Here is a 26,407-nt window from a genome sequence, read left to right as displayed (position 1 = left end):
GGGTGGAAACCTTGTGGGGGCGAATTCATTCGCAAAGGGCAGCGAAGCTGCCCCCTGATGTTCCAAATGGCAGGCCTTCGGCCTGCTTAGCGAATGAATTCGCCCCCACAGTCGACCAGACCACCTCTGCGCCCGCTCAAATCGCCCCATTCTGCTTCAGCGCCGCCACCTGCTCGGCGCTGTAGCCCAGACCGGAAAGCACCTCGGCGTTGTGTTCCCCCAATTCCGGACCGATCCATTCGCTGGAGCCGGGGGTCTCCGAGAGCTTGGGCACGATGCCCGGCATCTTGAATGGCTTGCCGTCCGGCAGTTTCGCCGAGAGGAACATCTCGCGGGCGAGGAACTGCGGGTCGGCGAACATGTCTTCGGCGGAGAAGATGCGGCTGGCCGGCACTTCGGCGCGGTTCAGCACGGCCAGTACCTCTTCCAGCAGCAGCGAGCCCACCCAGCGGTCGATCACCCCGTAGAGTTCGTCCCGGCGCGCGTCGCGGCCGTCGTTGCTGGCCAGCGTCGGGTCGTTGGCCAGGTCCTCGCGGCCGATGGCCTGCATGAAGCGCTTGAAGATGGCATCGCCGTTGGCGCCGATCTGCACATGGCGGCCATCGGCGGCGGTGTGGATGGAGGAGGGGGTGATGCCGGGCATGATGTTGCCGGTGCGTTCGCGGATGAAACCGAACACATCAAACTCCGGGACCATGCTTTCCATCATGGCGAACACCGCCTCGTAGAGCGCCACGTCCACCACCTGGCCCTGGCCGCCGTTCACCTCGCGGTGGCGCAGGGCCATGAGGGCGCCGATCACGCCCCAGAGCGCGGCGATGGAGTCGCCGATGGAAATGCCGGTACGCACCGGCGGGCGGTCCTCGAAGCCGGTTATGTAGCGCAGCCCGCCCATGGATTCACCCACCGCACCGAAGCCTGGCTGGTCCTTGTAGGGCCCGCTCTGGCCGAAGCCGGACAGCCGCACCATCACCAGCTTCGGGTTCAGGGCGTGGAGGGTCTCCCAGCCCAGGCCCAGTTTTTCCAGCACGCCAGGGCGGAAGTTCTCGATGAGGATGTCCGCCTCGGCCAGCAGCTTCTTGAGGATCTCCTGGCCTTCCGGGTGCTTGAGGTTCAGGGTCAGCGACTTCTTGTTGCGGGCCTGCACGAACCACCAGAGCGAGGTGCCTTCATACAGCTTGCGCCACTTGCGCAGCGGATCGCCGCCGTCGGGCGATTCGATCTTGATGACTTCCGCTCCGAACTCCGCGCACAGGCGCGAGGCGAAGGGACCGGCGATCAGGGTGCCGAGCTCGATCACTTTGAGGCCGGCGAGGGGTTTTGCAGCGACGTTCATCGGAATATCCAGGCTTCGGGCAATGGCGGCGACTCTACTCCGCGGGGCCTGCCGAGAACAGTCCGGTTTACCGCTGGCGCCCCTGTGCAGGGCGACTTAAAGTTCTTGGCAGGACCCCGGATCGCATACGCCGGACGCCGTGCCAACACGTGCTGCCAGCCTCCGCCGCTTGTCGACCAGCACGTGTCGGGAGGAGGGACCATGCAACTGAATGTGCCCACCCTGGTGCTTGTGGATATCTACATCCTCGCCCTGGTGGGCATTCTCATGCTCCACGCCTGGCGCCGTGGCCGCCGCGAACCGACCCTCGGCTACCTGTCCGCCGCGCTGCTGCTCGGTGTGCTGGGCACCGCGCTGGGCAACCTGCGCGGCATGGGGGTGGATTACCTGCCGCTGGTGATCGGCAACGTGGTGCTGCACATCAGCACGGCCATGATCTGGACCACTATGCGGGTGTTCGCCGGACGCCAGCCGCATGTGCCGGGCATCTGCGCCGGGGCGGTGGTCTGGGCGCTGTTCTGCCTCAATCCGGCGTTCTACGAGTCCCTCACGGTGCGCATCGCGGTCGGTTCGCTGATCACCGTCTGCTACACCGGCCTCAGCGCCTACGAGCTGTGGCGCAGCCGCCAGAGCCTGGAAGTGGCCTACCTGCCGGCCCTGGTCCTGACCCTCTTCCACATGGGCTTTTACTGCGTGCGCATCATCGTCGACCGCGGTATGCCCTTCGACGCAGCGGTGGCCAGCAGCGGGCAGGGCGCCAGCTTCTTCTCCCTGCTGGTGTTAGAGACCCTGCTCTACGCCATCGGCATCTCCTTCGTCACCCTGTCCATGGTCAAGGAACGCGCCGAGCTCAAGTTCCGCGCCGCCGCCTACTGCGATCCGCTCACCGGCGTCGGCAACCGCCGCGCCTTCATGACCACCGGCGAATACCTGCTGGAGAGCTGCGAGCACCAGGGCGAGCCGGTGGCCCTGCTGCTGTACGACCTCGACCACTTCAAACACCTCGACGACAACTATGGGCACGACATCGGCGATGAGGCCCTGGTGGCCTTCACCCGGATCGCTGTCGGCAGCATGCGTAAGCAGGATGTGTTCAGCTGCATTGGCGAAGGGCAGTTCGCCTGCCTGCTGGCAGACGCCGACGACGAAGCCGGCGCCCAGGTGGCCGAGCGCATCCGCCGCGAATTCTCCGAACTGCCGTTCCAGGAGCCGGGTGAGCACAGCGTCAACATCGGTATCGTCAGTTCCAGGGACGCCGGCTACGACCTGTTTCGCCTGCTTTCCCTGGCCGACGACGCCCTCTATGCCGCCAAGGACAAGGGCCGCAACCGCATCCAGCGCTATCCCGCCGATTAGCCGGAAGGCTCAGCCAAGGCTGCTGAATCAGGGTAGACTTGCCGCCCTCCGCGAATCACCAAGAAGCCCGCCATGGCCCTCCAAGCGACCCCCTACAAAGTCGAGCTCAACCTCACCGACCTGGACCGCAGCGTCTACGAGAACCTGCGTTTCACCGTCGCCAGACACCCCTCGGAAACCGAAGAGCGCCTGGCTGTGCGCCTGATCGCCTATGCCCTCTGGTACCACGAGCAGTTGTCCTTCGGCCGTGGCCTGTCGGATGTCGATGAACCCGCGCTGTGGGAAAAGAGCCTGGACGACCGCATCCTGCACTGGATCGAAGTGGGCCAGCCGGATGCCGAGCGCATCACCTGGTGCTCGCGCCGCACCGAGCGCTTCAGCCTGGTGGCCTACGGCAACCTGCGCGTGTGGCAGAGCAAGGTGCTGGACGGCGTGCGCAACCTGAAGAACATCAACGTGGTCGGCGTCAACCAGGAAGCCCTGGAAGAACTCGCCCGCGACCTGCCACGCTCGCTGAGCTGGAGCGTGATGATCAGCGACGGTTCGCTGTTCATCACCGATGAGCGCGGCCAGCACGAAATTCCACTGGAGTGGCTGGCCGGGGAACGTTGATCGGAAGTCCGGAGGATTTCCGGGGGGAGGGTGCCCAGCGCTCGCCCCAAGGCTCTTTCCCGGGAGGGAGAGGGGAAGTCGAGTCATAGATTGGACCTTTCATGCGTATCGAACAGCGTGCCCTGCCCGATGTCCTGCCCGACCTGGGCGACCTGCCACCCCTTTTGACCCGCCTCTATGCGTCCCGTGGTGTGCAATCGGTGGCCGAGCTGGACAAGAGCCTGGCGCGGCTGATCCCCTACCAGCGGCTCAAGGGCATCGACGCCGCCGTGGCCCTGCTGGTCGAAGCCCTGGAAAAGCGCCAGCGCATCCTCTACGTCGGTGACTTCGATGCCGACGGCGCTACCGCCAGCAGCGTCGGTGTGCTTGGCTTGCGCATGCTCGGCGCCTTCCATGTCGACTACCTGGTCCCCAACCGCTTCGAATACGGCTACGGCCTGACCCCGGAAATCGTCGCCGTGGCCCTGGAGCGCCGCCCCGACCTGCTGGTGACCGTGGATAACGGCATTTCCAGCGTCGAAGGCGTGGCCGCCGCCAAGGCCGCCGGGCTCAAGGTCCTGGTCACCGACCACCACCTGCCGGGACCGGAGCTGCCGGCGGCGGACGCCATCGTCAACCCCAACCAGCCCGGTTGCGACTTCCCCAGCAAGTCCCTGGCCGGTGTAGGCGTGATCTTCTACGTGCTGATGGCCCTGCGCGCGCGTCTGCGCGAGCTGGACTGGTTCGCCCGTGCCGGCCTCAAGGAACCCAACCTCGGCGACCTGCTCGACCTCGTCGCCCTGGGCAGCGTGGCCGACGTGGTGCCCCTGGACGCCAACAACCGCATCCTGGTCCACCAGGGCCTGGCGCGCATCCGTGCCGGCCGTGCCCGGCCCGGCCTCAAGGCCATCCTCGAAGTCGCCGGGCGGCCGGCCGGGCGCATCACCTCCACCGACCTCGGCTTCATCCTCGGCCCGCGCCTGAACGCCGCCGGCCGCCTGGACGATATGAGCCTGGGTATCGAATGCCTGCTGTGCGAAGACGAGGCTCTGGCCCGCGACATGGCGGTGCAGCTGGACCAGCTCAACCAGGACCGCAAGGCCATTGAGCAGGGCATGCAGCGCGAGGCCCTGGCCCAACTGAAGAACCTGCCCATCGAAGACATGCCTTTCGGCCTCTGCGTCTTCGAGCCGGACTGGCACCAAGGGGTGATCGGCATCCTCGCCTCGCGCCTCAAGGAGCGTTACCACCGCCCGACCATCGCTTTTGCCGATGCCGGCGATGGCCTGCTCAAGGGCTCGGCGCGCTCGGTGCCAGGTTTCCATATCCGCGACGCGCTGGATGCCGTCGCCGCCCGCCATCCGGGGCTGATCAGCAAGTTCGGCGGCCACGCCATGGCCGCCGGCCTGTCCTTGCCTGTGGAAAACTTCGGTGCCTTCGCCGCTGCCTTCGACGCCGAAGCACGTCGCCAGCTCGATGAGGATGACCTCACCGGCCGCCTGCTCTCCGATGGCCAGCTGAGCATCGAGGAATTCCACCTGGAACTGGCCCGCGCCCTGCGCCTGGCCGGGCCCTGGGGCCAGCACTTCCCCGAGCCGTTGTTCCATGGCGTGTTCCAGATCGTCCAGCAGCGTCTGGTCGGGGAGCGTCACCTGAAGCTGGTGCTCAAGAGCGAATGCGGTTCGGTGCAACTGGACGGCATCGCCTTCAATATCGACCGCGAGCAATGGCCCAACGCCAGCGTCCGCTGGGCCGAACTGGCCTACAAGCTGGACGTGAACGAATACCGAGGCCAGGAAAGCGTGCAGCTGATGGTGGCGCACATCGCTCCGCGCTGATGCCAATGCTGGCGGCCCCCACATCGAAGCCGCTATGGACGCACATCCCGTAGGTTGGTGCAGAGCGAAGCGAAGCCCAACAAGGCACGCGTAGCGTGCCCGGATCGCTGCGCCAACCCCGGAAATCGACCGTCGGTCCAGGCGCCTTGTAGGAGCTAGCTTGCTAGCGAAAAGGGGCCATTCGCTGGCAAGCCAGCTCCTACGGGCAATGCAGCTACTTGCTCACCCGTCACCCCATCTGCGCACCTTCTCCATCCAGGGCTACGCTGTTCCAGTCCTGCGCCCTCGAGAAATATTTTCGGCCTGTTGTCGATTCCGTCGTTTCCCCTTCGACCAATTGGCACAGTCAGCCGGCAGCGGCCGCAGGCTGGCGCTCATGCCACCCAACAGGAGAGAGACAATGCGCTTCATGGTGATAGTCAAGGCAACCAGGGAGTCGGAAGACGGCATCATGCCCAGCACGGAGCTGCTCACGGCCATGGGCCAGTACAACGAGGAGCTGGCCCGGGCCGGCATCCTCCTCGCCGGTGAGGGCCTGCACCCCAGCTCCAAGGGGGCGCGGGTGGTATTCAAGGGCAAGGAGCGCACCGTCATCGACGGCCCCTTCGCGGAAACCAAGGAGCTGATCGCCGGCTTCTGGTTGTTCAAGGTCGATTCCCTGGAAGAGTGCATCGAGTGGGTCAAGCGCTGCCCCAACCCGATGCCGTCCGAATCCGAGATCGAAATCCGCCAGGTATTCGAGGCCGAGGACTTCGGCGAAGCACTCACCCCCGAACTGCGCGAACAGGAAGAGCGATTGTTCGAGAAATCCCGACAGCAGTGACAGTCAACCACCACGGACAGGAGACCCTCATGAAAATCGACCCCTACCTCACCTTCGACGGCCAGTGCGGCCCTGCCTTCCAGTTCTACGCCAAGGTGCTGAACGGCACCCTCGAAGCCTTCCTGACCTTCGCCGAGAGCCCCGCCTGCGGTGAGGTGCCGGAGAACTTCCGCGACAAGATCATGCATGCCCGCCTGGCCGTGGGCGATCAGGTGATCATGGGCTCGGACTGCCCGCCCCAGGTGCCTTTCCAGGGCATCAGCGGCATCAGCGTTTCGATCAACGTCGACCGGGTGGTCGAGGCCGAGCGGGTGTTCAACGCGCTGGCCGAGGGCGGCCAGGTGCAGATGCCCCTGGCGCAGACTTTCTGGGCTGCGCGTTTCGGCATGCTGGTGGACCGCTTCGGCGTGCCCTGGATGATCAACTGTGAGAAGGATCAATAATTCTCAAAAGTGACCGCGGCGCCGGGAATTTCCCGGCGTCGTTGTTAAGCTTTTCAGGATCGACCTCCACAGGACCGATCCGATGCAACTGGTTCAACGGCTGCGTAGCCGGGTCAGCAACTTCCAGTATCGCCGCGAATGGATGCGCGCCGACCTCGCTGCCGGGCTGTCAGTCGCCGCCGTGCAGATTCCCACCGCCATCGCCTACGCGCAGATCATCGGCTTCCCCGCCCAGGTGGGGCTCTACGCCTGCATCCTGCCGATGCTGATCTATGCCTTGGTGGGCGGTTCCCGACAGCTGATGGTCGGGCCCGACGCCGCCACCGCCGCCATGGTGGCCGCCGCCATCACCCCGCTGGCGGCCGGTGATCCGCAGCGGCTGATCCACCTGTCGATGATCGTCGCGGTGATGGTGGGCCTGCTGTCCATCGTCGCCGGCTTCATGCGTGCCGGCTTCATCGCCAGTTTCCTTTCGCGGCCCATCCTCGTCGGCTATCTGAACGGCATCGGCCTCAGCCTGCTGGCCGGCCAGCTCGGCAAGCTACTGGGCTACCAGAGCGAGACCAGCGGCTTCATCCCCGGCCTGCTGGCGATGATCCGCAACCTGGCCGATACCCACCTGCCAACCCTGGCGCTGGGGGCAGCGACCCTGCTGGTGCTGATCCTCCTGCCCCGGCGCTGGCCGCGGCTGCCGGTGGCCCTGGTGGCGATCGTGCTGGCTTCGCTGGCCGCCGCCGGGCTGGGGCTGGACCGTCATGGCGTGGCGTTGCTGGGCGCGGTTCCTGCGGGTCTGCCGGAGCTGAGCTGGCCGCGCGCCAGTTACCCGGAATTGCTCGGCCTGCTGCGCGATGCCACCGGTATCACCATCGTCAGCTTCTGCAGCGCCATGCTCACGGCCCGCAGTTTCGCCGCCCGTCACGGCTACGCCATCGACGCCAACCATGAACTCATCGCCCTGGGCCTGGCCAACGTCGGCGCTGGTGTGTCCCAGTCCTTCGTCATCAGCGGCGCGGACTCGCGCACGGCGGTGAATGATCTGGTGGGCGGCAAGACCCAGATGGTCAGCGTGGTGGTGGCCCTGGTGATAGTCGCCGTGCTGGTGTTTCTCCACGGACCGCTGGCCTGGGTGCCCATCGCCGCCCTGGGCGCGGTGCTGATGCTGGCCGGCTGGGGGCTGATCGACTTTCACGCGCTCAAGGCGTTCTGGCGCCTCAGTCGTTTCGAGTACGGGCTGTGTCTGCTGACCACTGTGGGGGTGCTGGGCGTCGGCGTGTTGCCGGGGATCTTCGTCGCCATCAGCCTGGCCCTGCTGCGCCTGCTGTACCTCACCTACCGTCCCAGCGATGCGCTGCTGGGCTGGGTGGAAGGCGTCGACGGCCAGGTGGAACTGAGCCGTTATCCACAGGCGACCACCTTGCCGGGCCTGCTGATCTACCGCTTCGATGCGCCCCTGCTGTTTTTCAACGCCGACTACTTCAAGCAGCGCCTGCTGCATCTGGTGGAGCAGGCCGACCACCCTCGCGCGGTGCTGCTCAACGCCGAAACCATGATCAACCTCGACCTCACCGGCCTCGCCACCCTGCGCGAAGTGCAGCAGACCCTCGCCGCCAGGGGGGTGCACCTCGGTTTCGCCCGCCTGTTCGGCCCGGCCTACGAACTGCTGCAGCGCTCCGGCGAACTGGGCGAGCTGAAGCCCCCGATGGTGTTCAGCTCGGTGCGGGCGGGGATCAACGCCTACCGGATCTGGTTGGCCAAGCAGGACTTGCAGGATTCGCAGCCGGGCGGGTAAACCAGAGGCTCAATCCACGGGAACACAAGGAACGAACATGGACCCCTTCATGCAAGCCGCCATCGACGAAGCCCGCCAGGGGCTGGCCGAGGGCGGGATTCCCATCGGCTCGGTGATCGTCCACAAGGGCCGCATCATCGGCCGGGGCCACAACCGCCGCATCCAGGAAGGCAGCGCCATCAAGCACGGCGAGATGGACGCCTTCGAGAATGCCGGCCGCCAGAGCGCCAGCGTCTACCGCGAATCGGTGCTCTACACCACGCTCTCGCCCTGTTCCATGTGCAGCGGGGCGATCCTGCTCTACGGGATTCCCAAGGTGATCATCGGCGAGAACCGCACCTTCCAGGGTGAGGAGGAGCTGCTGCGTTCCCGGGGCGTGGAGCTGGAGGTGCTGCAGGATCCCGACTGTGTGAAGCTGATGGAAGACTTCATCGCGTCTCGTCCGGAGCTGTGGAACGAAGACATAGGCGAATGACCCGGCGGCTAGACTGAAACTGTTCGTCCCCATGCTCCTCGAGGAGGTGTGGCATGGCGATCCGCGAAGGTTTTATCGGCACCATCGGCAATACGCCCCTGCTGCGTCTCGACAGCCTCAGCGCCGAGACCGGCTGCGACATCCTGGCCAAGGCCGAATTCCTCAACCCCGGCGGCTCGGTCAAGGACCGCGCCGCCCGCTACATCATCGACGACGCCGAGCGCGAGGGGCGCCTGTTCCCCGGCGGCACGGTGGTGGAGGGCACCGCCGGCAATACCGGCATCGGCCTGGCACATATCTGCGCGGCGCGCGGGTATCGTTGCATCATCGTAATCCCGGACAACCAGTCCCCGGAGAAGCTCGACCTGCTGCGTACCCTGGGCGCGGAGGTGCGCCCGGTGCCGCCCAGGCCCTACAAGGACCCGGACAACTACCAGAAGATCGCCGGCCGCCTGGCCGACGGGCTGCCCGGCGCCATCTGGGCCAACCAGTTCGACAACACCGCCAACCGCCAGGCCCACTTCGAGACCACCGGTCCGGAAATCTGGGCCGATACCGGGGGCCGGCTGGATGCCTTCGTCTGCGCCACCGGCACCGGCGGCACCCTGGCCGGGGTGGCGCGCTACCTCAAGGCGCGTGACGCCAGCATCCGCATCGTCCTCGCCGACCCCATGGGCAGCGCGCTGTACAACTGGGTGAAACGCGGCGAGCTGGTGGCCGAGGGCAGCTCCATCACCGAAGGCATCGGCACCACCCGCATTACCGCCAATCTCGAAGGCACGCCCATCGACGACGCCGTGCAAGTGGACGACCCGGCCTGCGTGGCGATGGTCTATCACCTGCTGCGCAAGGAGGGGCTGTTCGTCGGCGGGTCCTCCGGCATCAACCTCGCCGCCGCCGTGCAGGTGGCCCGCCAGCTCGGGCCGGGGCACACGATCGTCACGTTGTTGTGCGACCGCGGGGGGCTCTATGCGGGGCGCTTGTTCAATCCTGAATGGTTGAGGGAAAAGGGGTTGGCCGAGGCGGCTGGTATTGCCGTCGTGTAGGGGGGGCGGTGCGCACCGACAGACCGCGCGGAGGTTCTGGTGCGCGCAGCGCACCCTACGCAAGCTGTCGGCGCGGGTACCCCTCTCCTGTCAGGGAGAGGGGGGAGAGGGGCTTACCAGCCGAGTTGCTTGTTGAATCCGAGGGCGTCGTAGTAGTCGCCCTGGTAGGTGATCTTGCCGTTCTTGACGCGGATGAAGCTCACGCCCTCGAACTTCAGCGGCTTGTTGGTGGCCGGGGTTTCGGCGCTCCAGGCCCCGCTGTTGGTGCCGGCGAACTCCCACTGGAAGGCGATGCCGTCGGCGCTGACGATGGGCTCGCTGGTCATCCTCCATTTCAGGTCGGGTACTGCACCGACGAAGACCTTGATCACATTGTCGCGGGCCGCGGCACGCCCCTGTTGCGGGGTGCCGACGGTGGCGTCGAAGTACACCGCATCCTCGGCCAGGAAACCGGCGGCCTTGTCGGCGTCGTGGGCATTCCAGGCGGCCATGTAGCCGTCGACAATGGCCCTGGCATCGTCAGCCGCATAGGCCATGTTGGCCATGACGCAAAGCAGGATGAAGCTGATATCACGCAAGGTTCTACGCATTGCTCGTTCTCCTGGTTGGGTAGTGCGGGTGAAGCGAAACTGCTTTTCCTGTGGAGGCGAATTCATTCGCGAAGGGCGGCGCGGCCGTCCCCTGGCTGATCCCAAGGCAGGCCTGCGGCCTGCTCAGCGACTGAAGTCGCCCCCACAACAGCAGCATGAATCCGCTCGTAACCGCCCGGATCAGTGCTTGAACATCACATGGCGAACGGCGGTGTAGTCCTCCAGCCCGTACATGGACATGTCCTTGCCGTAGCCGGACTGCTTGACGCCGCCGTGGGGCATTTCGCTGACCAGCATGAAATGAGTGTTGACCCAGGTGCAGCCGTACTGCAGGCGCGCGGACAGGCGGTGGGCGCGGCCGACATCGGCGGTCCACACGGAGGAGGCCAGGCCGTAGTCGGAATCGTTGGCCCACTCCAGCACCTGCTCTTCGGTATCGAAGGCGGTGACCGACACCACCGGGCCGAACACTTCGCGACGGACGATCTCGTCGTCCTGGCGGGCGCCGGCGAGCACGGTGGGCTGGAAGAAGAAGCCGGGGCCGTCGACCCGCGCACCGCCGGTAACCACCTGGATGTGCGGCAGGGCGCCGGCGCGCTGGACGAAGCCTTCGACGCGCTGCAGGTGCTGCTCGGTGATCAGCGGGCCGAGCTCGGTGGCCGGGTCGTCCTGCAGGCCGGTCTTGATGCTGCCTACGGCTTCGCCCAGTTTCTGCACGAATTGCTCGTAGATGCCCTTCTGCGCGTAGATGCGGCAGGCGGCGGTGCAGTCTTGCCCGGCGTTGTAGAAGCCGAAGGTGCGGATGCCTTCCACGGCGGCGTCGATGTCGGCGTCGTCGAAGATGATCACCGGTGCCTTGCCGCCCAGCTCCATGTGCATGCGTTTCACGCTGTCGGCGGTGCCGGCGATGATGCGTGAACCGGTGGCGACCGAGCCGGTCAGCGACACCATGCGCACCTTCGGGTGGGTGGTCAGCGGCTCGCCGACGCTCGGGCCACGGCCGAAGACCATGTTCACCACGCCGGCGGGGAAGATTTCATTGATGAATTCGGCCAGCTTCAGGGCGGTCAGCGGGGTCTGCTCGGAAGGCTTGAGCACCACGGTGTTGCCGGCGGCCAGCGCCGGGCCGAGCTTCCAGGCGGCCATCATCAGCGGGTAGTTCCACGGCGCGATGGAGGCGACCACGCCCACCGGGTCACGGCGGATCATCGAGGTGTGGCCGGGCAGGTATTCGCCAGCGGCGGACCCGCTCATGCAGCGGCTGGCGCCGGCGAAGAAGCGGAACACGTCGGCGATGGCCGGCAGCTCGTCGTTCAGAGCAGCGGCGTAGGGCTTGCCGCAGTTCTGCGATTCCAGGCGGGCCAGTTCCTCTGCGTGGGCGTCTATCTTGTCCGCCAGCTTCAGCAGCAGGGTGGCGCGGTCCTTGGGCGAGGTCTGCGACCAGGCCGGGAAGGCGGCATCGGCGGCACGCACGGCGGCGTCGACCTGGGCCGGGCTGGCCTCGGCGATCTCCACCAGGGCGGTGCCCAGGGACGGGTTGAGTACGGCGAGGCTGGGGCCTTCACCGGCGACGAGCTGGCCGTTGATCAGGAGCTTGGTTTGCATGGGTTAGGTCCTCGTAACTATCCCCTCTCCCTTCGGGGAGAGGGTTAGGGAGAGGGCTGCGGACTCGCCGGCAGCCACGTGTTCTGGATCTGACTTCGCTGCCCTTTCCCCCGGCCCCTCTCCCGCATGCGGGAGAGGGGAGACAAGAAGGGGAGAGTGCATACAGGGCTTTACTTCCCGCTACCCGCCACGCTCTCGCCGCCCTTGGTCAGGTAGTAGGCGGCGAGGATGGGCAGCATGGTCACCAGCATCACCAGCATGGCGACCACGTTGGTCACCGGGACGTCGCGCGGGCGGCTGAGCTGGTTGAGCAGCCATATCGGCAGGGTGCGTTCGTGGCCGGCGGTGAAGGTGGTGACGATGATCTCGTCGAACGACAGCGCGAAGGCCAGCATGCCGCCTGCCAGCAGGGCCGAGCCCAGGTTCGGCAGGATGATGTGGCGGAAGGTCTGCCAGCCGTCGGCTCCCAGGTCCATCGAAGCTTCGATGAGGCTGTGGGAAGTGCGGCGCAAGCGCGCGATCACGTTGTTGTGGACGATCACCACGCAGAAGGTGGCGTGGCCGATGACGATGGTCAGCAGCCCGGGCTCGATCCCCAGCTCCTTGAACGCCGAGAGCAGGGCGATACCGGTGATGATGCCGGGCAGGGCGATCGGCAGGATCAGCATCAGCGAGATGCCTTCCTTGCCGAAGAAGCTGCGGCGGTACAGTGCGGCGGCCGCCAGGGTGCCGAGCACCAGGGCGATCAGGGTGGCGATGCAGGCGACCTGCAACGATAGCTTGATCGCTTCCACCACGTCGGCGCGGCCGAAGGCGACGCTGAACCAGTGCAGGGTGAAGCCCCGCGGCGGGAAGCTGAAGGCCGCGTCTTCGGTGTTGAAGGCGTACATGAAGATGATCAGGATCGGGATGTGCAGGAATGCCAGCCCGCCCCAGGCGGCTGCTTTCAGGCCCCAGGACGCTTTCTCAGAGTGCATCGAAGGCCCCCAGACGTTTGACGATGGACAGGTAAACGGCGATCAGCACGATCGGCACCAGGGTGAAGGCCGCAGCCATGGGCATGTTGCCGATGGCGCCCTGCTGGGCGTAGACCATGCTGCCGATGAAGTAGCCGGGCGGGCCCACCAGCTGCGGCACGATGAAGTCGCCCAGGGTCAGGCTGAAGGTGAAGATCGAGCCGGCGGCGATGCCCGGGATGGACAGCGGCAGGATCACCTGCATGAAGGTCTGGCGCGGGTGCGCGCCGAGGTCGGCCGAGGCTTGCAGCAAGGACGGCGGCAGGCGCTCCAGGGAAGCCTGGATCGGCAGGATCATGAACGGCAGCCAGATGTACACGAACACCAGGAAGCGCCCCAGGTGCGAGGTCGACAGGGTGCTGCCGCCCACGCCGGGCACGCCCAGCAGCAGTTCCAGCACGGGTTCAAGGTGCAACGCCTGGACGAACCACATCACCACGCCACCCTTGGCCAGCAGCAGGGTCCAGGCGTAGGCCTTGACGATGTAGCTGGCCCACATGGGCATCATCACCGCGATGTAGAAGAACGCCTTGGTCTTGCCCGTGGTGTAGCGCGCCATGTAGTAGGCGATGGGGAAGGCCAGGGCGGCGCTGGCGATGGATACGGCGATGGCCATGCCCAGGGTACGCAGGATGATGTCGAAGTTGGCGGCCTGGAACAGTGCGGCGAAGTTGGCCAGGGTCAGCTCCGGCGACACCGTCATGGTGAAGTCGTCGAAGGTGTAGAAACCCTGCCAGAGCAGCGTCAGCAGCGAGCCCAGGTAGATGGCGCCGAACCACAGCAGCGGCGGCACCAGCAGCAGCGAGAGGTACAGGGTCGGCTTGCGATGGAGCAGGGTGGAAAACCTGCGCATCAGGCCGTTGGCAGCGCGCGGCCGCGCGGCGTTGAGGGTCAGTTCCATGTCACGCGTCCTCGGTCAGCCGGACCATGGCATCACGGGTCCAGCGGGCGGTGACCAGCTGGCCCTGCTGATGCAGCGGCGCGGCGTCCTGCCACTGGCTGTTGGCCAGGCTGACGCAGAGGTTCTGGCCGTTGTCCAGGCGGATCTCGTAGCGGGTGGCGGCGCCTTGGTACTGGATGTCGTGGAGCAGGCCGCTGATTTCCACCTCGTGGCTGCCGATCTCGCCCTGGGCGAAACGGATGTGCTCGGGGCGGATGGAGAAGGGTTGCTCGGCGCCGGTCAGTTGGCGGGCCAGGTCGCCGCGTAGCACGTTGGAGGTGCCAACGAATTCGGCAACGAAAGGCGTGGCCGGCTTCATGTACAGGTTGCGCGGGGTGTCCACCTGCTCGATGCGGCCCTTGTTGAACACGGCCACGCGGTCGGACATGGACAGCGCCTCGCCCTGGTCGTGGGTGACGAAGATGAAGGTGATGCCGAGCTGGCGCTGTAGCTTCTTTAGCTCGCTCTGCATCTGCTCACGCAGCTTGAGGTCCAGTGCGCCCAGGGGTTCGTCCAGCAGCAGCACGCGCGGGCGGTTGACCAGCGCACGGGCCAGGGCCACGCGCTGGCGCTGGCCGCCGGACAGCTGCGCCGGTTTGCGCTCGCCATAGCCGGCCAGGGCAACCATGCCCAAGGCTTCTTCGGCACGGGCCAGGCGCTCGGACTTCGCCACGCCCTTCACCTTGAGGCCATAGGCGACGTTGTCGCGCACGTTCATGTGCGGGAACAGCGCGTAGTCCTGGAACACCGTGTTTACGTCGCGCTCGTAGGGCGGCAGGCCAGCCGCCTCTTCACCGTGGATGCGGATGGAGCCCGAGGTGGGCTGCTCGAAACCTGCGATCAGGCGCAGGCAGGTGGTCTTGCCTGAACCCGAAGGGCCGAGCATGGAGAAGAACTCGCCGTCCTTGATATCGATGGATACCCGGTCGACAGCCTTGACCTCGCCGAACTGGCGGGAAACCTGGGTGAACTGGACAGCAAGTGTCATGGTGTGGTGCTCCGGTGAAGCGAAAGAATCAGGGGTGCAGGCGCTAACGCCCTCTCCCTCCGGGAGAGGGCTGGGCTGAGGGTTGTGTCAGCCGCACGGTGTTTCCAGGTGAGTACGAACAAACTCCCTCTCCCTTCAGGGGCGACCTGCAAGGGGAGGGCTGGGGAGAGGGCGAGCACCGTGCGCTGCCGGGCTACCTTCTCCCCCAGCCCCTCTCCCGCAAGCGGGAGAGGGGAGGTTTCATCGTGCTACAGGCTGGACTGAGCGAGCGGCCTGAGGGCAAGGCGCCCCGCAGCGAGGCGCGAGACATACCTCCTGGTAGGCGACGCGCCGAGCGAGGACGCAACGCAGCCATCAGGTCGCGCAGCCAGTTCAGCGACCGCCCATGATCGCGATGTAGTCCTGGGTCCAGCGGCTATAGGGCACGAACTTGCCGCCCTCGGCCTGCGGGGTTTTCCAGAAGGCGATCTTGTCGAACTGGTCGAAGCCGTTGGTGGTGCAGCCTTCGGCGCCGAGCAGGGCGCTGGCCTTGCAGCCTTCCGGGGCGGCGGGCAGGGAGCCGAACCAGGCGGCGACGTCGCCCTGGACCTTGGGCTCCAGCGACCAGTTCATCCACTTGTAGGCGCAGCTCGGGTGCTTGGCGTCGACGTGCAGCATGGTGGTGTCGGCCCAGCCGGTGACTCCTTCCTTCGGGACCACGGTTTCAACCGGCTGCTTCTCGGCTTTCAGGGTGTTGGCCATGTAGCCCCAGGTGCTGGAGGCGGCCACGCCTTCGTTCTTGAAGTCGCTCATCTGCACGGTCGCGTCGTGCCAGTAGCGGTGCACCAGCTCATGCTGCTGGCGCAGCAGGTCGAGCACGGCGGTGTACTGCTCTTCGGTCAGCTGGTACGGGTCCTGGATGCCCAGTTCCGGTTTGGCGGACTTCAGGTAGAGGGCGGCGTCGGCGATGTAGATGGGGCCGTCGTAGGCCTGTACGCGACCCTTGTTCGACTTGCCGTCGGCCAGTTGCTGGGGTTCGAACACCGCGCTCCAGCTGTCCGGCGCCTGGGTGAAGGCCTGGGTGTTGTACATCAGCAGGTTCGGGCCCCATTGGTACGGGGTGCCGTAGGACTGGCCGTCGACGGTGAACCACGGCGCGTCCTTCAGGCGCGGATCGAGGTTCTTCAGGTTGGGGATCAGCTCCGGATTGATCGGCTGTACGCGCTTGCCGTAGATCAGGCGCAGGGAAGCGTCGCCCGAGGCGGTGACCAGGTCGTAGCCGCCCTTGGCCATCAGGCTGACCATCTCGTCGGAGGTGGCGGCGGTCTTCACGTTGACCTTGCAGCCGGTGTCCTGTTCGAACTGGGTGACCCAGTCGTAGTTCTTGTCCGACTCGCCGCGCTCGATGTAGCCGGGCCAGGCGATGATGTCGAGCTGGCCTTCGCCGGCGCCAACTTGTTTCAGGGCTTCGGCGGCCTGCAGGCTGCCGCTGGCGAGGATGGCGGTGGCCACTGCGCTGAGCAGGGCGGTTTTGCGCACGGACATGTTGTTCCCTCTTTTTCGTTATTGGTCGGGGCAGATCAAGCAGGTACAGCTGGCCCTGTGGGCCTCTTATCTCTTTTAAAAATCACCACCGTGGCGGGCCATGATGTGGCGCACCACGCTGTAGTCCTGCAAGGAGTCGCTGGACAGGTCCTTGCCGTAGCCGGAGCGCTTGAGCCCGCCGTGGGGCATCTCGCTGGCCAGCATGAAATGGGTGTTGATCCAGGTGCAGCCGTATTGCAGGCGCGCGGCCACCTGCATGGCCTTGTCCAGGTTCTGCGTCCAGACGGAGGAGGCCAGGCCGTACTCGGAGTCGTTGGCCCAGTCCACCGCCTGGGCCAGGTCGTCGAAGCGGGTGACGGTGACCACCGGGCCGAAGACTTCGCGCTGGACGATCTCGTCCTGCTGCTTGCAGCCGGCCAGCAGGGTGGGCTGGTAGTAGAAGCCGGCACCGGAATGCACGGCGGCGCCGGTGACCCGCTCAATATGCGGCTGGCCCAGGGCGCGTTCGACGAAGCTGGCCACGCGGTCGCGCTGGCGCGAGCTGATCAGCGGGCCGATCTCGTTGTCCTGGTCACGCTTGCGGGCGAAGCGCAGGCTGGCCACGGCCTCGCCCAGTTCGCTCACCAGGCGGTCGTGGATACCGGCCTGGGCATAGATGCGGCAGGCGGCGGTGCAGTCCTGGCCGGCGTTGTAGTAGCCGTGGGTGCGCACGCCCTGGACCACGGCGTCGAGGTCGGCGTCGTCGCAGACGATCACCGGCGCCTTGCCGCCCAGTTCCAGGTGGGTGCGTTTGAGCGTGCGCGCGGCGCTCTGGAGAATCTTCTGCCCGGTGACGATGTCGCCGGTGAGCGACACCATGCGCACGCGCGGGTGGCCGACCAGTTGGCTGCCGACACTGTCGCCGCCGCCGCAGAGGATGTTGATCACCCCCGGCGGGAGGATGTCCGCCAGCGCCGGCGCCAGGGCCAGGATGGACAGCGGGGTGTGCTCGGAGGGCTTGAAGATCAGCGTGTTGCCGGCGGCAAGCGCCGGCGCGATCTTCCAGGCCGCCATCATCAGCGGGTAGTTCCAGGGGGCGATGGAGGCCACCACGCCCACCGGGTCGCGGCGCACCAGGCTGGTGTGGCCGGGCACGTATTCACCGGCGAGCTGGCCCTGCTGGCAGCGCACGGCGCCGGCGAAGAAGCGGAACACGTCGGCGGTTGCGGGGATGTCGTCCTGGCGCGCCAGGTGCAGCGGCTTGCCGCAGTTCAGGGCTTCCAGGCGGGAAAGCTGATCGGCGCGTTTTTCGATGGCGTCGGCAATGGCCAGCAGGGCGGCGGCGCGCTGCGCGGGCGTGGTCCGCGACCAATGGGTGAAGGCGCGATGAGCGGCTGCGACGGCGGCGTCCACCTGCTCGATGGAGGCTTCGGCGATGGTCACCAGGGTCTCGCCGCTGGCGGGGTTGATGATCGGCTCGGCCAACCCTTCGCCGATGACGAGCTGGCCGTCGATCAGCAGTTCGGTATGCAGGGTCGGGGTGCTGGCGGCGCCGGTCATCTTGCGGGCTCTTTTCTTCTCGGATTCTTGTTCTGCGGTCATTCCGTGCTCCTTGGGAGCCCGGCATGCCTCAGCTTATAGGGGGGAGAGACTAGAGGCCGGGCTGGAGGTCGACAAATTCTAAATATTGAAAGTAGCGTTCTATTAAATAGAAAGCCTGCGGTTGTTCGGCTGTTCCCGCGCCACGGTGATGAACGGGTCCACCAGGGTCGGGCGCGCGGTGCCTCGGCGCCAGGCCAGGCCGACGTCCAGCGGGGCGCCCAGGTCCACCAGCGGGCGGGCTTCGATGATGTCGCCTTCCAGTGACCAGGGGCGGTAGGTCATGTCCGGCTGGATCGACAGGCCGAGGCCCGCCGCCACCAGGCTGCGCACCGCTTCCACCGAGGCGGTGCGCAGGGTCACCTGGGGCGTCAGGCCGGCTCGGGACCAGATGCGCTGGGTGTGCAGGCCCATCTCGTCGGCGTTGAGCTGGATCAGCGGCTCGCCGGCCACATCCGCCAGGCTGATGCTGTCGCGCTCCAGCAGCGGGTGCTGGGCAGGCAGCCAGAGGCGGTGCGGCGAGTGGGTCAGCACTTCGGTCTGCAGCGCGTGGCGGTCTTCCAGGTTGGAGAGGATCAGCACGCCCACGTCGATCTCGCCACTGACCAGCAGGTGCTCGATATAGGGGCGCTCGTCTTCCACCACGCGGGTCTTCACATTGGGATAGGCGCGCTGGAAACGGGTGATGAGGTCGGCCAGGTAATAGCCGGCCACCAGGCTGGTCACGCCAATGGTGAGGCTGCCGGCCACCTGGTCGGTGCTCTGCTGCAGACTGCGTTTGGCGTTTTCCACCGTGGCGAGGATCAGGTGCGCCTGGCGCAGGAACTGGTGGCCCTGGTGGGTCAGCGACATGCCCTTGGCATGGCGGTTGAACAGGCTGACGCCGATCTCCTGTTCCAGTTGCTGGATGGCCAGGGTCAGGGTGGACTGGGAAATGAACACCGCCTGGGCTGCCGCGGAGATGGAGCCGGTTTCGGCGACGGCGATGAAATGGCGGATCTGGCGGAGGGTCATCATGGGGGGGTGGTATCCATGAAATATCGAAATCTGAACGATGGTTTCGCTTTTTTAGATGGTTACGCGAACTTCCGCCACCCTGCGGGTCCGCAGCGATACGAACTCTCCTTGTAGGAGCCAGCTGGCTGGCGAATTTCGCGAGCAAGCTCGCTCCTACAGGTTTGTGCCGCGCCGTTGTAGTTCGGGAGGTTCGCCGCTCCCGGATTTCATCCAGCTACTCGCTCCTACAGGGGTTCTCCGAGCAGCAACTCTCGCTCCCGCTCACACAGCTCCATCAGAAAGTCCCACACCACCCGCAGGCGCACGGAGCGGTGCAGTTCGCGGCGGGTGCTCATCCAGTACTCGCGTTCGATGTATTCCTCCGGCAGGACCGGCACCAGCTGCGGATCGCGACTGCCCATGAAGTACGGGAGGATGGCCAGGCCGAGACCGGACTGGGCCGCTTGCTGCTGGGCGACCACGCTGGTACTGCGGAACACCACGTGAGGGTGGCGGCAGAAGTTGTGGTGGAACATCAGCTCCTGGCTGAACAGCAGGTCGTCGACATAGCCGATCCACTGGTGCTTGCCCAGGTCGTCGCGCTTGTCCAGCGGCGGCGCCTGCTCCAGGTAGGCCGGGCTTGCGAACAGGCTGAGACGGTAGCGGGTCAGCGAGCGGGTGATCACCAGGTCGGCATTGGGCCGGTCGAGGGAGATGGCGATGTCCGCCTCGCGGTTGGTGATGCTGACGAAGCGCGGCACCGAGACCAGCTCAACTTCCAGCCCCGGATACTGGCGCATCAGTCCGGCCAGGCGCGGGGCAAGGAACATGCTGCCCAGGCCCTCCGTGACGCCGATGCGGATCTGCCCCAGCGGCGAGATGCTCTGGCTCATCTCTTCCTGGGCCAGCAAGGCGGCGTTCTCCATGGCCTCGGCATGTTTGAGCAGGGCCTGACCCGCGGGCGTCAGCTGGTAGCCGCCGGTGTGCTGGGCGAAGAGTTGCGTGCCGAGGTCGCGCTCGATGTTCTCGATGTGCCGCGCCACCGTTGCATGAGTGGTGTTCAGGCGCTTGGCTGTGGTGAGCAGGCGGCCGCTGCGTTGCAATTCGAGGAAGAAGCGCAGGTCGTTCCAGTCGAACATGGCAGCGGTCCTTGGCAGGGAAAGGGGAGGACGTTGTTAGAAAACTAACAGCAGCTGTCCCGAAACGGTCGTTTTTTTATCGTGAATGAGCGGCTAGCCTCAAGACGTTCGCGACCTGGCGGTCAGTTGCCGCCCGTCCGACGGCCTTCGAAAACAACGACAAGACGAGGCTCGCCATGTCCGGGGTATTGGATACCTATGACTACCTTATCGTCGGCGCCGGTCCTGCCGGTTGCCTGCTGGCCAACCGGCTTTCCGCCGACCCGGCCAATCGCGTCCTGCTGCTGGAAGCCGGTGGCGCGGACAACTACTCCTGGATTCACATCCCCGTCGGCTACCTCTATTGCATCGGCAATCCGCGTACCGACTGGTGCTTCAATACCGACGAGGTTCCCGGTCTCAACGGCCGCGCGCTGAAATATCCGCGCGGCAAGGTGCTCGGCGGCTGCTCGTCGATCAACGGGATGATCTACATGCGCGGCCAGGCCCGCGACTACGACGGCTGGGCCGCCGAAGGTAACGCCGGCTGGAGTTGGAAAGAGCTGTGGCCGCTGTTTCTGCGGATGGAGGATCACTTCGGCGGCGCCAGCGAACTGCACGGCGCAGGCGGTGAGTGGCGGGTGGAGCGCCAGCGCCTGTCCTGGCAACTGCTGGATGCCTTCCAGCAGGCGGCCGCGCAGACCGGCATCGCCAGCGTCGAGGATTTCAACGGCGGCGACAACGAAGGCTGCGGCTATTTCCAGGTGAACCAGCGCGGCGGCGTGCGCTGGAACGCTTCGAAGGGTTTCCTGCGTGGCATCCGCCATCGCCCGAACCTGACGGTCCTGACCCAGGCGGAAGTGCTCCGGGTGGTCCTCGAAGATGGCCGCGCCAAGGCGCTGCTGGTGAACTGGCGGGGCGGCGAGCAGCGCATCGAGGCGCGCCGCGAGATCATCCTCAGCGCTGGCGCTATCGGCACGCCCTGCCTTTTGCAGCGCTCTGGCATCGGACCGCGCGCCTTGCTGGAGTGTCTCGGCATAGGCGTGGCGCACGAGTTGCCGGGCGTCGGTGAGAACCTCCAGGACCACCTGCAGTTACGCATGGTCTACAAGGTCAGCGGCGTGCCGACCCTGAACCAGATTGCCGGCAGCCTGTGGGGCAAGCTGGGCATGGGCATACGCTACCTGCTGGACCGCAGCGGTCCGCTGTCCATGGCGCCTAGCCAGTTGGGAGCCTTCGCCCGCTCCGATCCGCAGCAGCCTTCGGCCAACCTCGAATACCACGTGCAACCCCTGTCGCTGGACCGCTTCGGCGAGCCGCTGCACGACTTCCCGGCCTTCACCGCGTCGGTCTGCGACCTGCGTCCGCACAGCCGTGGCACGGTGCGCATCCGTTCCGCCGACCCGGCCCTGGCGCCGTCGATCCAGCCCAACTACCTGAGCGACCCACGCGACCTGGCGGTGGCCGCCGATGCCATCCGCCTGACCCGGCGCATCGTCGCCGCACCGGCGCTATCCACCTACCAGCCGGAGGAGTACAAGCCCGGCCCGGGCTACCAGAGCGAAGAAGACCTGCACCGCGCCGCCGCCGAGATCGGCACCACCATCTTCCACCCGGCCGGCACCTGCCGCATGGGCCAGGGTCTCGATGCAGTGGTGGATGCCGAGTTGCGGGTGCACGGCATCCCCGGCCTGCGCATCGCCGATGCCTCGATCATGCCCAGCCTGACCTCCGGCAATACCTGCTCGCCGGTACTGGTGATCGCCGAGAAGGCAGCGCAATTGATCCTCGCCGAGCAGCAGCGTGTCCTCGGGCTGGGCGCGGCAACGGTGGGCAAGGTGAAGGAAAGCATCGGGGTTTGAGCGAAGGACCTTCGCCGCCCGTGACATCCAGCATCGCGCGGCGTCCTGCGCCGTGGTGGTCGAGGCTGATCAGGAAAGGCATCCACAACAACAAGAGCCCCCACAAGGGGCAGGAGAGCCGCAATGACCGAGTACGTAACGACTCCCGCTGATGAGTTGCCCGCCACGACGCGCCAGGAGGAGCGCAAGGTGATCTTCGCTTCCTCCCTCGGCACAGTGTTCGAGTGGTACGACTTCTTCCTCTATGGCGCCCTGGCCGCCGTGATCAGCAAGCAGTTCTTCGCCGGGGTGAACGACACCACGGCTTTCATCTTCGCCCTTATGGCCTTCGCCGCCGGCTTCTTGGTGCGCCCGTTCGGGGCACTGGTGTTCGGTCGCCTGGGCGACATGATCGGGCGCAAGTACACCTTCCTGGTCACCATCCTGCTGATGGGCTTGTCCACCTTCGCCGTGGGCTTGCTGCCCACCTATGCCTCCATTGGCGTGGCGGCGCCCATCCTCCTGGTCTGCCTGCGCATGCTCCAGGGCCTGGCGCTGGGCGGCGAGTACGGTGGCGCGGCGATCTATGTCGCCGAGCACGCCCCGGCCAACAAGCGCGGCAGCTATACCAGCTGGATCCAGTCCACCGCCACCCTCGGCCTGCTGCTCTCGCTGCTGGTGATCCTGGCCTGCCGCGAGCTGACCGGCGACCAGTTCGAAACCTGGGGCTGGCGCCTGCCGTTCCTGCTGTCCATCGTGCTGCTGGGCATTTCCACCTGGATTCGCCTGTCCATGCACGAGTCGCCGGCCTTTCTGAAGATGAAAGCCGAGGGCAAGTGCAGCAAGGCGCCGCTGCGCGAGTCCTTCACCAACTGGAGCAACCTCAAGGTGGTGCTGACCGCGCTTTTCAGCATCAACGCCGGACAGGCGGTGACCTTCTACACCGCGCAGTTCTATGTGCTGTTCTTCCTGACCCAGGTGCTCAAGGTCGACGGCGGCACCGCCAATGGCCTGCTGATAGTCGCCCTGGTGCTGGGTGCGCCGTTCTTCATCGTCGCCGGCTGGCTGTCCGACCGCATCGGCCGCAAACCGGTGCTGCTGGCTGGCCTGCTGCTGGCCACCCTGTGCTACTTCCCGCTGTTCAAGGCGCTGACCCATTACGCCAACCCCGCCATCCACCAGGCCAGCCAGCAGGCGCCGATCGCCGTGATCGCCGATCCGGCCACCTGTACCTTCCAGTTCGATCCGGTGGGCAAGGCGAAATTCGACAGCCCCTGCGACAAGGTGAAGACCTTCCTGGTTAAGCGCGGGCTGCCCTATTCCAGTGAGGCCGCGGCGGCCGGCAGCGAGGTGCTGGTGCGGATCGGCGACACCGAGATCAGCGGCTTCGACGCCGAGGCCATGGCGGCGGCGGTGAAGGCGTCGGGTTATCCCCAGCAGGCAGACAGCGGGCAGATCGACAGGCCGATGGTGATCGCCATCCTCTTCGCCCTGATCCTGATTTCCACCCTCTGCTACGGCCCGCTGGCGGCGCTGATGGTCGAGCTGTTTCCGACCCGCATCCGCTACACCTCGCTGTCCTTGCCGTACCACATCGGCAATGGCTGGTTCGGCGGTTTCCTGCCGACGGTGTCCTTCGCCCTGGTGGTGTATACCGGCGACATCTTCCACGGCCTCTGGTACCCGGTGCTGATCACCGGTGGCAGCCTGGTCTGCGCGCTGTTGTTTCTGCGCGAAACGCGGCATACGGATATCCACAGGTAGCGCGTCTCCCTCTGGGGGCGAATTCATTCGCGATCGACCGGCAATATCTGGAAGCACTCTGCCCCCTGCGACCGGGAATCCCTGCGGCTAGAGTCGGTCGATCTGTGAGTCTGGAATGACCTGGAGGCATCGATGATTACCCGTGGACTGCTCGACCAACTGCTGAAATCCGGCCAGGACCTGCTGCAACAGAAGGCGGCCGGCAAATCCGCCGGCAAATCCGGCAATGGCAGCGACCTCGGCAGCCTGCTCAAGGGCGCCGGCGGCGGTGCCCTGGCGGCGGGAGCCCTGGGGCTGCTGCTGGGCAACAAGAGTGCGCGCAAGCTGGGCGGCAAGGCACTGACCTATGGCGGCCTGGCGGCGCTCGGGGTGCTGGCCTACAAGGCCTACGGCAACTGGCAGGCGCAGCAGGCGACGGCGCCGCAGAACGAGCCGCGCACCCTCGATCGCCTGCCCGCACTGCAGGCGGAGCAGCACAGCCAGGCCATCCTCAAGGCTCTGGTGGCGGCGGCCAAGGCCGATGGCCATGTGGACGCCCGCGAGCGCCAGCTGATCGAGGAAGAGCTGGCCAAGCTGACCCAGGACGCCGAGCTGCGTCACTGGCTGGATGCCGAGTTGAACAAGCCGCTGGACCCGGCCGAAGTGGCCCGCGCCGCCAGCACGCCGGAAATGGCCGCGGAAATGTACCTGGCCAGCGTGCTGATGGTGGACGAGGAGCACTTCATGGAGCGCGCCTACCTGGAGGAACTGGCCCGCCAGCTGCGCCTCGATCCGGCACTCAAGGCCGAACTCGAACAGCAGGTTCGTCAGGAACTGGCCTGACCGAATCCGCCGGTACATTTAGCTGTAGGAGCGAGCTTGCTCGCGAAAGGTCGTGTGATGGACTGTTCGCGAGCAAGCTCGCTCCTACCCGTTCTGGGTTCGCTCCCCACGCGCATCCCCTCCCTGCAATTCGGCAACTTTCTGCCAAACTCCCCAATGGTTTCGTGCCGCCGACATTCTGGCGACGAAATTCCATGCTTCGTGGCGATTGCGAGTCGCCGAGCTTGTCTCTAGAGTCGCCGCATTTGGCCGCAGGCCTGCAAGAAACCTGGCACGGGTAAAGGGGAAGAATGTGAAGAACTGGACTGTTCGCTTGCGTATCCAGGCAAGTTTCGCGGTGATCATCGCCATCATGCTGCTGATGGCCGGCATGTCCTACCTGCAGCTGAGGAATATCGAGCAGGAGGGTGACCGGGTCCTGAAGGATTCCGTGCCCGGCATGTATTTCATCAGCAAGGTTCGCAGCGAATGGACCGAAAACCTCCTGCGTACCCAGGCGCTCCTGCACCGCGACGGCGATTGGCGCGGTGCTATCTATCACACCGACCGCAAGGATCTGGAGGAGAGCAGCGCCGAGCTCGATGAGGCGATCGAAGCCTACGACCGCACCATCAGCGACGATGTCGATCGCGAGCAGTTCAAGACCTTCACCGATCTGCGCAAGGCGTACGGGATGCATCAGGCCCAGGCGCTGGCAAACCTGGACGACGGCAAGTTCGACGCGGCCAGTGCCACGTTCGAGGGCGCTCTGGTGGAGCGGTGGGGCGAAGGCCGCGAGAAGCTCAACGACCTGATCGAGATCAACCGCGAGTTGAGCGAGGCGTCGATCGCCGAAATCATCACTTCGGTACGCAGTGCCGAACGCAGCATGCTCATCGCCCTGGTGCTGGCCATTGCCGCCGCGTCCGTCTGCGGCCTGCTGCTGCTGCGTGCCATCACCCGCCCGGTCGGCGGTATCGTCGATACCTTGCGGATCATGGGGAGCGGCGATCTGTCCACCCGCCTGGACCTCAAGCGCCGGGACGAATTCAACGCCATCGAGACCGGCTTCAACAGCATGGCCGAGGAGCTCAAGACGCTGGTTTCCCAGGCCCAGCGCTCGGCCGTGCAGGTGACCACCTCGGTTACCGAGATTGCCGCGACCTCCAGGCAGCAGCAGGCCACTGCCACCGAAACCGCCGCCACCACCACAGAGATTGGTGCTACTTCGCGGGAAATCGCCGCCACCTCCCGCGACCTGGTGCGCACCATGGCCGAGGTGTCCGGCGCCGCCGAGCAGACCTCCGTCCTCGCCGGCTCCGGCCAGCTTGGCCTGGCGCGCATGGAAGACACCATGCACCAGGTGATGGGCGCAGCCGAGCTGGTGAACGCCAAGCTGGCGATCCTCAATGAGAAGGCTGGCAACATCAATCAGGTGGTCACCACCATCGTCAAGGTGGCCGACCAGACCAACCTGCTGTCCCTGAACGCCGCCATCGAGGCGGAAAAGGCCGGCGAGTACGGCCGTGGCTTTGCCGTAGTGGCGACCGAAGTGCGCCGCCTGGCTGACCAGACCGCCGTGGCGACCTACGACATCGAGCAGATGGTGCGCGAGATCCAGTCGGCGGTGTCCGCCGGGGTCATGGGCATGGACAAGTTCTCCGAGGAAGTCCGTCGCGGTATCGCCGAAGTCGGCCAGGTGGGCGAGCAGCTGTCGCAGATCATCCAGCAGGTGCAGGCGCTGGCGCCGCGGGTGCAGATGGTCAACGAGGGCATGCAGGCCCAGGCCACCGGCGCCGAGCAGATCAACCAGGCGCTGGTGCAACTGGGCGAGGCCACCGGGCAGACGGTGGAATCCCTGCGCCAGGCCAGCTCCGCCATCGACGAACTGAACCTGGTGGCCAACGGCCTGCGGACCGGCGTCAGCCGCTTCAAGGTCTGAGTCGGCA

The 26,407-nt window shown here is 66.0% G+C and carries 22 protein-coding genes; 12 read left to right on the top strand and 10 right to left on the bottom strand.

Annotated elements, in window-relative coordinates:
- Positions 1-136: 136 nt before the first annotated feature.
- On the bottom strand, positions 137-1,336 hold the full coding sequence (locus ACFW0B_RS10355) for a CaiB/BaiF CoA transferase family protein (RefSeq protein ID WP_449147824.1): 1,200 nt from the start codon (positions 1,334-1,336) through the stop codon (positions 137-139).
- A gap of 201 nt (positions 1,337-1,537) precedes the next feature.
- On the opposite strand from ACFW0B_RS10355, the gene ACFW0B_RS10350 reads away from it, so the two are divergent.
- The 8 genes from ACFW0B_RS10350 to ACFW0B_RS10315 all read left to right on the top strand — a co-directional run bounded on the left by ACFW0B_RS10350 (position 1,538) and on the right by ACFW0B_RS10315 (position 9,697).
- Positions 1,538-2,692: a GGDEF domain-containing protein gene (locus ACFW0B_RS10350; RefSeq protein ID WP_449147823.1), complete on the top strand. Its 1,155-nt coding sequence runs from the start codon at positions 1,538-1,540 to the stop codon at positions 2,690-2,692.
- 72 nt (positions 2,693-2,764) lie between these two features.
- Entirely contained in the window at positions 2,765-3,304 is a 540-nt protein-coding gene (locus ACFW0B_RS10345) for a YaeQ family protein (RefSeq protein ID WP_449147822.1), read from the top strand.
- 101 nt (positions 3,305-3,405) lie between these two features.
- The gene (recJ, locus tag ACFW0B_RS10340; RefSeq protein ID WP_449147821.1) at positions 3,406-5,121 is read left to right on the top strand and encodes a single-stranded-DNA-specific exonuclease RecJ; all 1,716 of its coding nucleotides are present in this window, start codon (positions 3,406-3,408) and stop codon (positions 5,119-5,121) included.
- Positions 5,122-5,521: 400 nt separating this feature from the next.
- On the top strand, positions 5,522-5,944 hold the full coding sequence (locus tag ACFW0B_RS10335; RefSeq protein WP_449147820.1) for a YciI family protein: 423 nt from the start codon (positions 5,522-5,524) through the stop codon (positions 5,942-5,944).
- 29 nt (positions 5,945-5,973) lie between these two features.
- On the top strand, positions 5,974-6,387 hold the full coding sequence (locus ACFW0B_RS10330; protein WP_449147819.1) for a VOC family protein: 414 nt from the start codon (positions 5,974-5,976) through the stop codon (positions 6,385-6,387).
- Positions 6,388-6,469: 82 nt separating this feature from the next.
- The gene (locus ACFW0B_RS10325) at positions 6,470-8,176 is read left to right on the top strand and encodes a SulP family inorganic anion transporter (protein WP_449147818.1); all 1,707 of its coding nucleotides are present in this window, start codon (positions 6,470-6,472) and stop codon (positions 8,174-8,176) included.
- Between the two features lie 37 nt (positions 8,177-8,213).
- Positions 8,214-8,651, top strand: coding sequence for a nucleoside deaminase (locus ACFW0B_RS10320; protein ID WP_449147817.1), 438 nt, complete (start codon positions 8,214-8,216; stop codon positions 8,649-8,651).
- A gap of 53 nt (positions 8,652-8,704) precedes the next feature.
- The gene (locus ACFW0B_RS10315) at positions 8,705-9,697 is read left to right on the top strand and encodes a cysteine synthase A (RefSeq protein ID WP_449147816.1); all 993 of its coding nucleotides are present in this window, start codon (positions 8,705-8,707) and stop codon (positions 9,695-9,697) included.
- A 113-nt stretch (positions 9,698-9,810) separates the two neighbouring features.
- On the opposite strand, the gene ACFW0B_RS10310 is transcribed toward ACFW0B_RS10315, so the two are convergent.
- The 9 genes from ACFW0B_RS10310 to ACFW0B_RS10270 form a co-directional block, all read right to left on the bottom strand.
- Complete coding sequence (locus ACFW0B_RS10310) at positions 9,811-10,287, bottom strand: ester cyclase (protein WP_449147815.1); 477 nt, start codon at positions 10,285-10,287, stop codon at positions 9,811-9,813.
- Positions 10,288-10,467: 180 nt separating this feature from the next.
- Complete coding sequence (locus ACFW0B_RS10305) at positions 10,468-11,892, bottom strand: gamma-aminobutyraldehyde dehydrogenase (protein ID WP_449147814.1); 1,425 nt, start codon at positions 11,890-11,892, stop codon at positions 10,468-10,470.
- A gap of 170 nt (positions 11,893-12,062) precedes the next feature.
- Positions 12,063-12,869 carry an ABC transporter permease gene (locus ACFW0B_RS10300; protein WP_449147813.1) on the bottom strand — a complete coding sequence of 269 codons (807 nt, stop codon included), beginning with the start codon at positions 12,867-12,869 and terminating at the stop codon, positions 12,063-12,065.
- A complete protein-coding gene (locus tag ACFW0B_RS10295) occupies positions 12,859-13,809 on the bottom strand; it encodes an ABC transporter permease (protein WP_449147812.1) in 951 nt (316 codons plus the stop codon). The genes ACFW0B_RS10300 and ACFW0B_RS10295 overlap by 11 nt, the downstream gene beginning before the upstream one ends.
- 1 nt (position 13,810) lies before the next feature.
- Positions 13,811-14,836 carry an ABC transporter ATP-binding protein gene (locus tag ACFW0B_RS10290; RefSeq protein WP_449147811.1) on the bottom strand — a complete coding sequence of 342 codons (1,026 nt, stop codon included), beginning with the start codon at positions 14,834-14,836 and terminating at the stop codon, positions 13,811-13,813.
- Positions 14,837-15,208: 372 nt separating this feature from the next.
- Positions 15,209-16,360 carry a putative ABC transporter substrate-binding protein YdcS gene (ydcS, locus tag ACFW0B_RS10285; RefSeq protein WP_449147810.1) on the bottom strand — a complete coding sequence of 384 codons (1,152 nt, stop codon included), beginning with the start codon at positions 16,358-16,360 and terminating at the stop codon, positions 15,209-15,211.
- Positions 16,361-16,435: 75 nt separating this feature from the next.
- Positions 16,436-17,941: a gamma-aminobutyraldehyde dehydrogenase gene (locus tag ACFW0B_RS10280; RefSeq protein WP_449147809.1), complete on the bottom strand. Its 1,506-nt coding sequence runs from the start codon at positions 17,939-17,941 to the stop codon at positions 16,436-16,438.
- A gap of 102 nt (positions 17,942-18,043) precedes the next feature.
- The gene (locus ACFW0B_RS10275) at positions 18,044-18,955 is read right to left on the bottom strand and encodes a LysR family transcriptional regulator (RefSeq protein ID WP_449147808.1); all 912 of its coding nucleotides are present in this window, start codon (positions 18,953-18,955) and stop codon (positions 18,044-18,046) included.
- A gap of 224 nt (positions 18,956-19,179) precedes the next feature.
- Positions 19,180-20,073 carry a LysR family transcriptional regulator gene (locus tag ACFW0B_RS10270; protein ID WP_449147807.1) on the bottom strand — a complete coding sequence of 298 codons (894 nt, stop codon included), beginning with the start codon at positions 20,071-20,073 and terminating at the stop codon, positions 19,180-19,182.
- A gap of 176 nt (positions 20,074-20,249) precedes the next feature.
- Here ACFW0B_RS10270 and ACFW0B_RS10265 point away from each other — a divergent pair, with 176 nt between their 5' ends.
- The 4 genes from ACFW0B_RS10265 (at position 20,250) to ACFW0B_RS10250 (ending at position 26,400) form a co-directional block, all read left to right on the top strand.
- The gene (locus tag ACFW0B_RS10265) at positions 20,250-21,914 is read left to right on the top strand and encodes a GMC family oxidoreductase (protein WP_449147806.1); all 1,665 of its coding nucleotides are present in this window, start codon (positions 20,250-20,252) and stop codon (positions 21,912-21,914) included.
- 123 nt (positions 21,915-22,037) lie between these two features.
- Positions 22,038-23,657 (top strand): MFS transporter, encoded by a 1,620-nt coding sequence (locus tag ACFW0B_RS10260; protein WP_449147805.1) that lies wholly within the window; start codon positions 22,038-22,040, stop codon positions 23,655-23,657.
- A 132-nt stretch (positions 23,658-23,789) separates the two neighbouring features.
- On the top strand, positions 23,790-24,479 hold the full coding sequence (locus ACFW0B_RS10255) for a tellurite resistance TerB family protein (RefSeq protein WP_449147804.1): 690 nt from the start codon (positions 23,790-23,792) through the stop codon (positions 24,477-24,479).
- Positions 24,480-24,771: 292 nt separating this feature from the next.
- Complete coding sequence (locus ACFW0B_RS10250) at positions 24,772-26,400, top strand: methyl-accepting chemotaxis protein (protein ID WP_449147803.1); 1,629 nt, start codon at positions 24,772-24,774, stop codon at positions 26,398-26,400.
- The last annotated feature ends 7 nt before the right edge of the window (positions 26,401-26,407 follow it).

Origin of the sequence: Metapseudomonas phytobenefica (assembly GCF_043392685.1) — a bacterium.
In the GTDB taxonomy this organism is placed as follows: domain Bacteria; phylum Pseudomonadota; class Gammaproteobacteria; order Pseudomonadales; family Pseudomonadaceae; genus Metapseudomonas.
This window is presented reverse-complemented; position numbering and strand designations above follow the sequence as displayed.

Coding starts and splice junctions, on each gene's coding strand:
- ACFW0B_RS10355 (WP_449147824.1), bottom strand. CDS start 1,336: ATGAACGTCGCTGCAAAACCCCTCGCCGGCCTCAAAGTGATCGAGCTC.
- ACFW0B_RS10350 (WP_449147823.1), top strand. CDS start 1,538: ATGCAACTGAATGTGCCCACCCTGGTGCTTGTGGATATCTACATCCTC.
- ACFW0B_RS10345 (WP_449147822.1), top strand. CDS start 2,765: ATGGCCCTCCAAGCGACCCCCTACAAAGTCGAGCTCAACCTCACCGAC.
- recJ (WP_449147821.1), top strand. CDS start 3,406: ATGCGTATCGAACAGCGTGCCCTGCCCGATGTCCTGCCCGACCTGGGC.
- ACFW0B_RS10335 (WP_449147820.1), top strand. CDS start 5,522: ATGCGCTTCATGGTGATAGTCAAGGCAACCAGGGAGTCGGAAGACGGC.
- ACFW0B_RS10330 (WP_449147819.1), top strand. CDS start 5,974: ATGAAAATCGACCCCTACCTCACCTTCGACGGCCAGTGCGGCCCTGCC.
- ACFW0B_RS10325 (WP_449147818.1), top strand. CDS start 6,470: ATGCAACTGGTTCAACGGCTGCGTAGCCGGGTCAGCAACTTCCAGTAT.
- ACFW0B_RS10320 (WP_449147817.1), top strand. CDS start 8,214: ATGGACCCCTTCATGCAAGCCGCCATCGACGAAGCCCGCCAGGGGCTG.
- ACFW0B_RS10315 (WP_449147816.1), top strand. CDS start 8,705: ATGGCGATCCGCGAAGGTTTTATCGGCACCATCGGCAATACGCCCCTG.
- ACFW0B_RS10310 (WP_449147815.1), bottom strand. CDS start 10,287: ATGCGTAGAACCTTGCGTGATATCAGCTTCATCCTGCTTTGCGTCATG.
- ACFW0B_RS10305 (WP_449147814.1), bottom strand. CDS start 11,892: ATGCAAACCAAGCTCCTGATCAACGGCCAGCTCGTCGCCGGTGAAGGC.
- ACFW0B_RS10300 (WP_449147813.1), bottom strand. CDS start 12,869: ATGCACTCTGAGAAAGCGTCCTGGGGCCTGAAAGCAGCCGCCTGGGGC.
- ACFW0B_RS10295 (WP_449147812.1), bottom strand. CDS start 13,809: ATGGAACTGACCCTCAACGCCGCGCGGCCGCGCGCTGCCAACGGCCTG.
- ACFW0B_RS10290 (WP_449147811.1), bottom strand. CDS start 14,836: ATGACACTTGCTGTCCAGTTCACCCAGGTTTCCCGCCAGTTCGGCGAG.
- ydcS (WP_449147810.1), bottom strand. CDS start 16,360: ATGTCCGTGCGCAAAACCGCCCTGCTCAGCGCAGTGGCCACCGCCATC.
- ACFW0B_RS10280 (WP_449147809.1), bottom strand. CDS start 17,941: ATGACCGCAGAACAAGAATCCGAGAAGAAAAGAGCCCGCAAGATGACC.
- ACFW0B_RS10275 (WP_449147808.1), bottom strand. CDS start 18,955: ATGATGACCCTCCGCCAGATCCGCCATTTCATCGCCGTCGCCGAAACC.
- ACFW0B_RS10270 (WP_449147807.1), bottom strand. CDS start 20,073: ATGTTCGACTGGAACGACCTGCGCTTCTTCCTCGAATTGCAACGCAGC.
- ACFW0B_RS10265 (WP_449147806.1), top strand. CDS start 20,250: ATGTCCGGGGTATTGGATACCTATGACTACCTTATCGTCGGCGCCGGT.
- ACFW0B_RS10260 (WP_449147805.1), top strand. CDS start 22,038: ATGACCGAGTACGTAACGACTCCCGCTGATGAGTTGCCCGCCACGACG.
- ACFW0B_RS10255 (WP_449147804.1), top strand. CDS start 23,790: ATGATTACCCGTGGACTGCTCGACCAACTGCTGAAATCCGGCCAGGAC.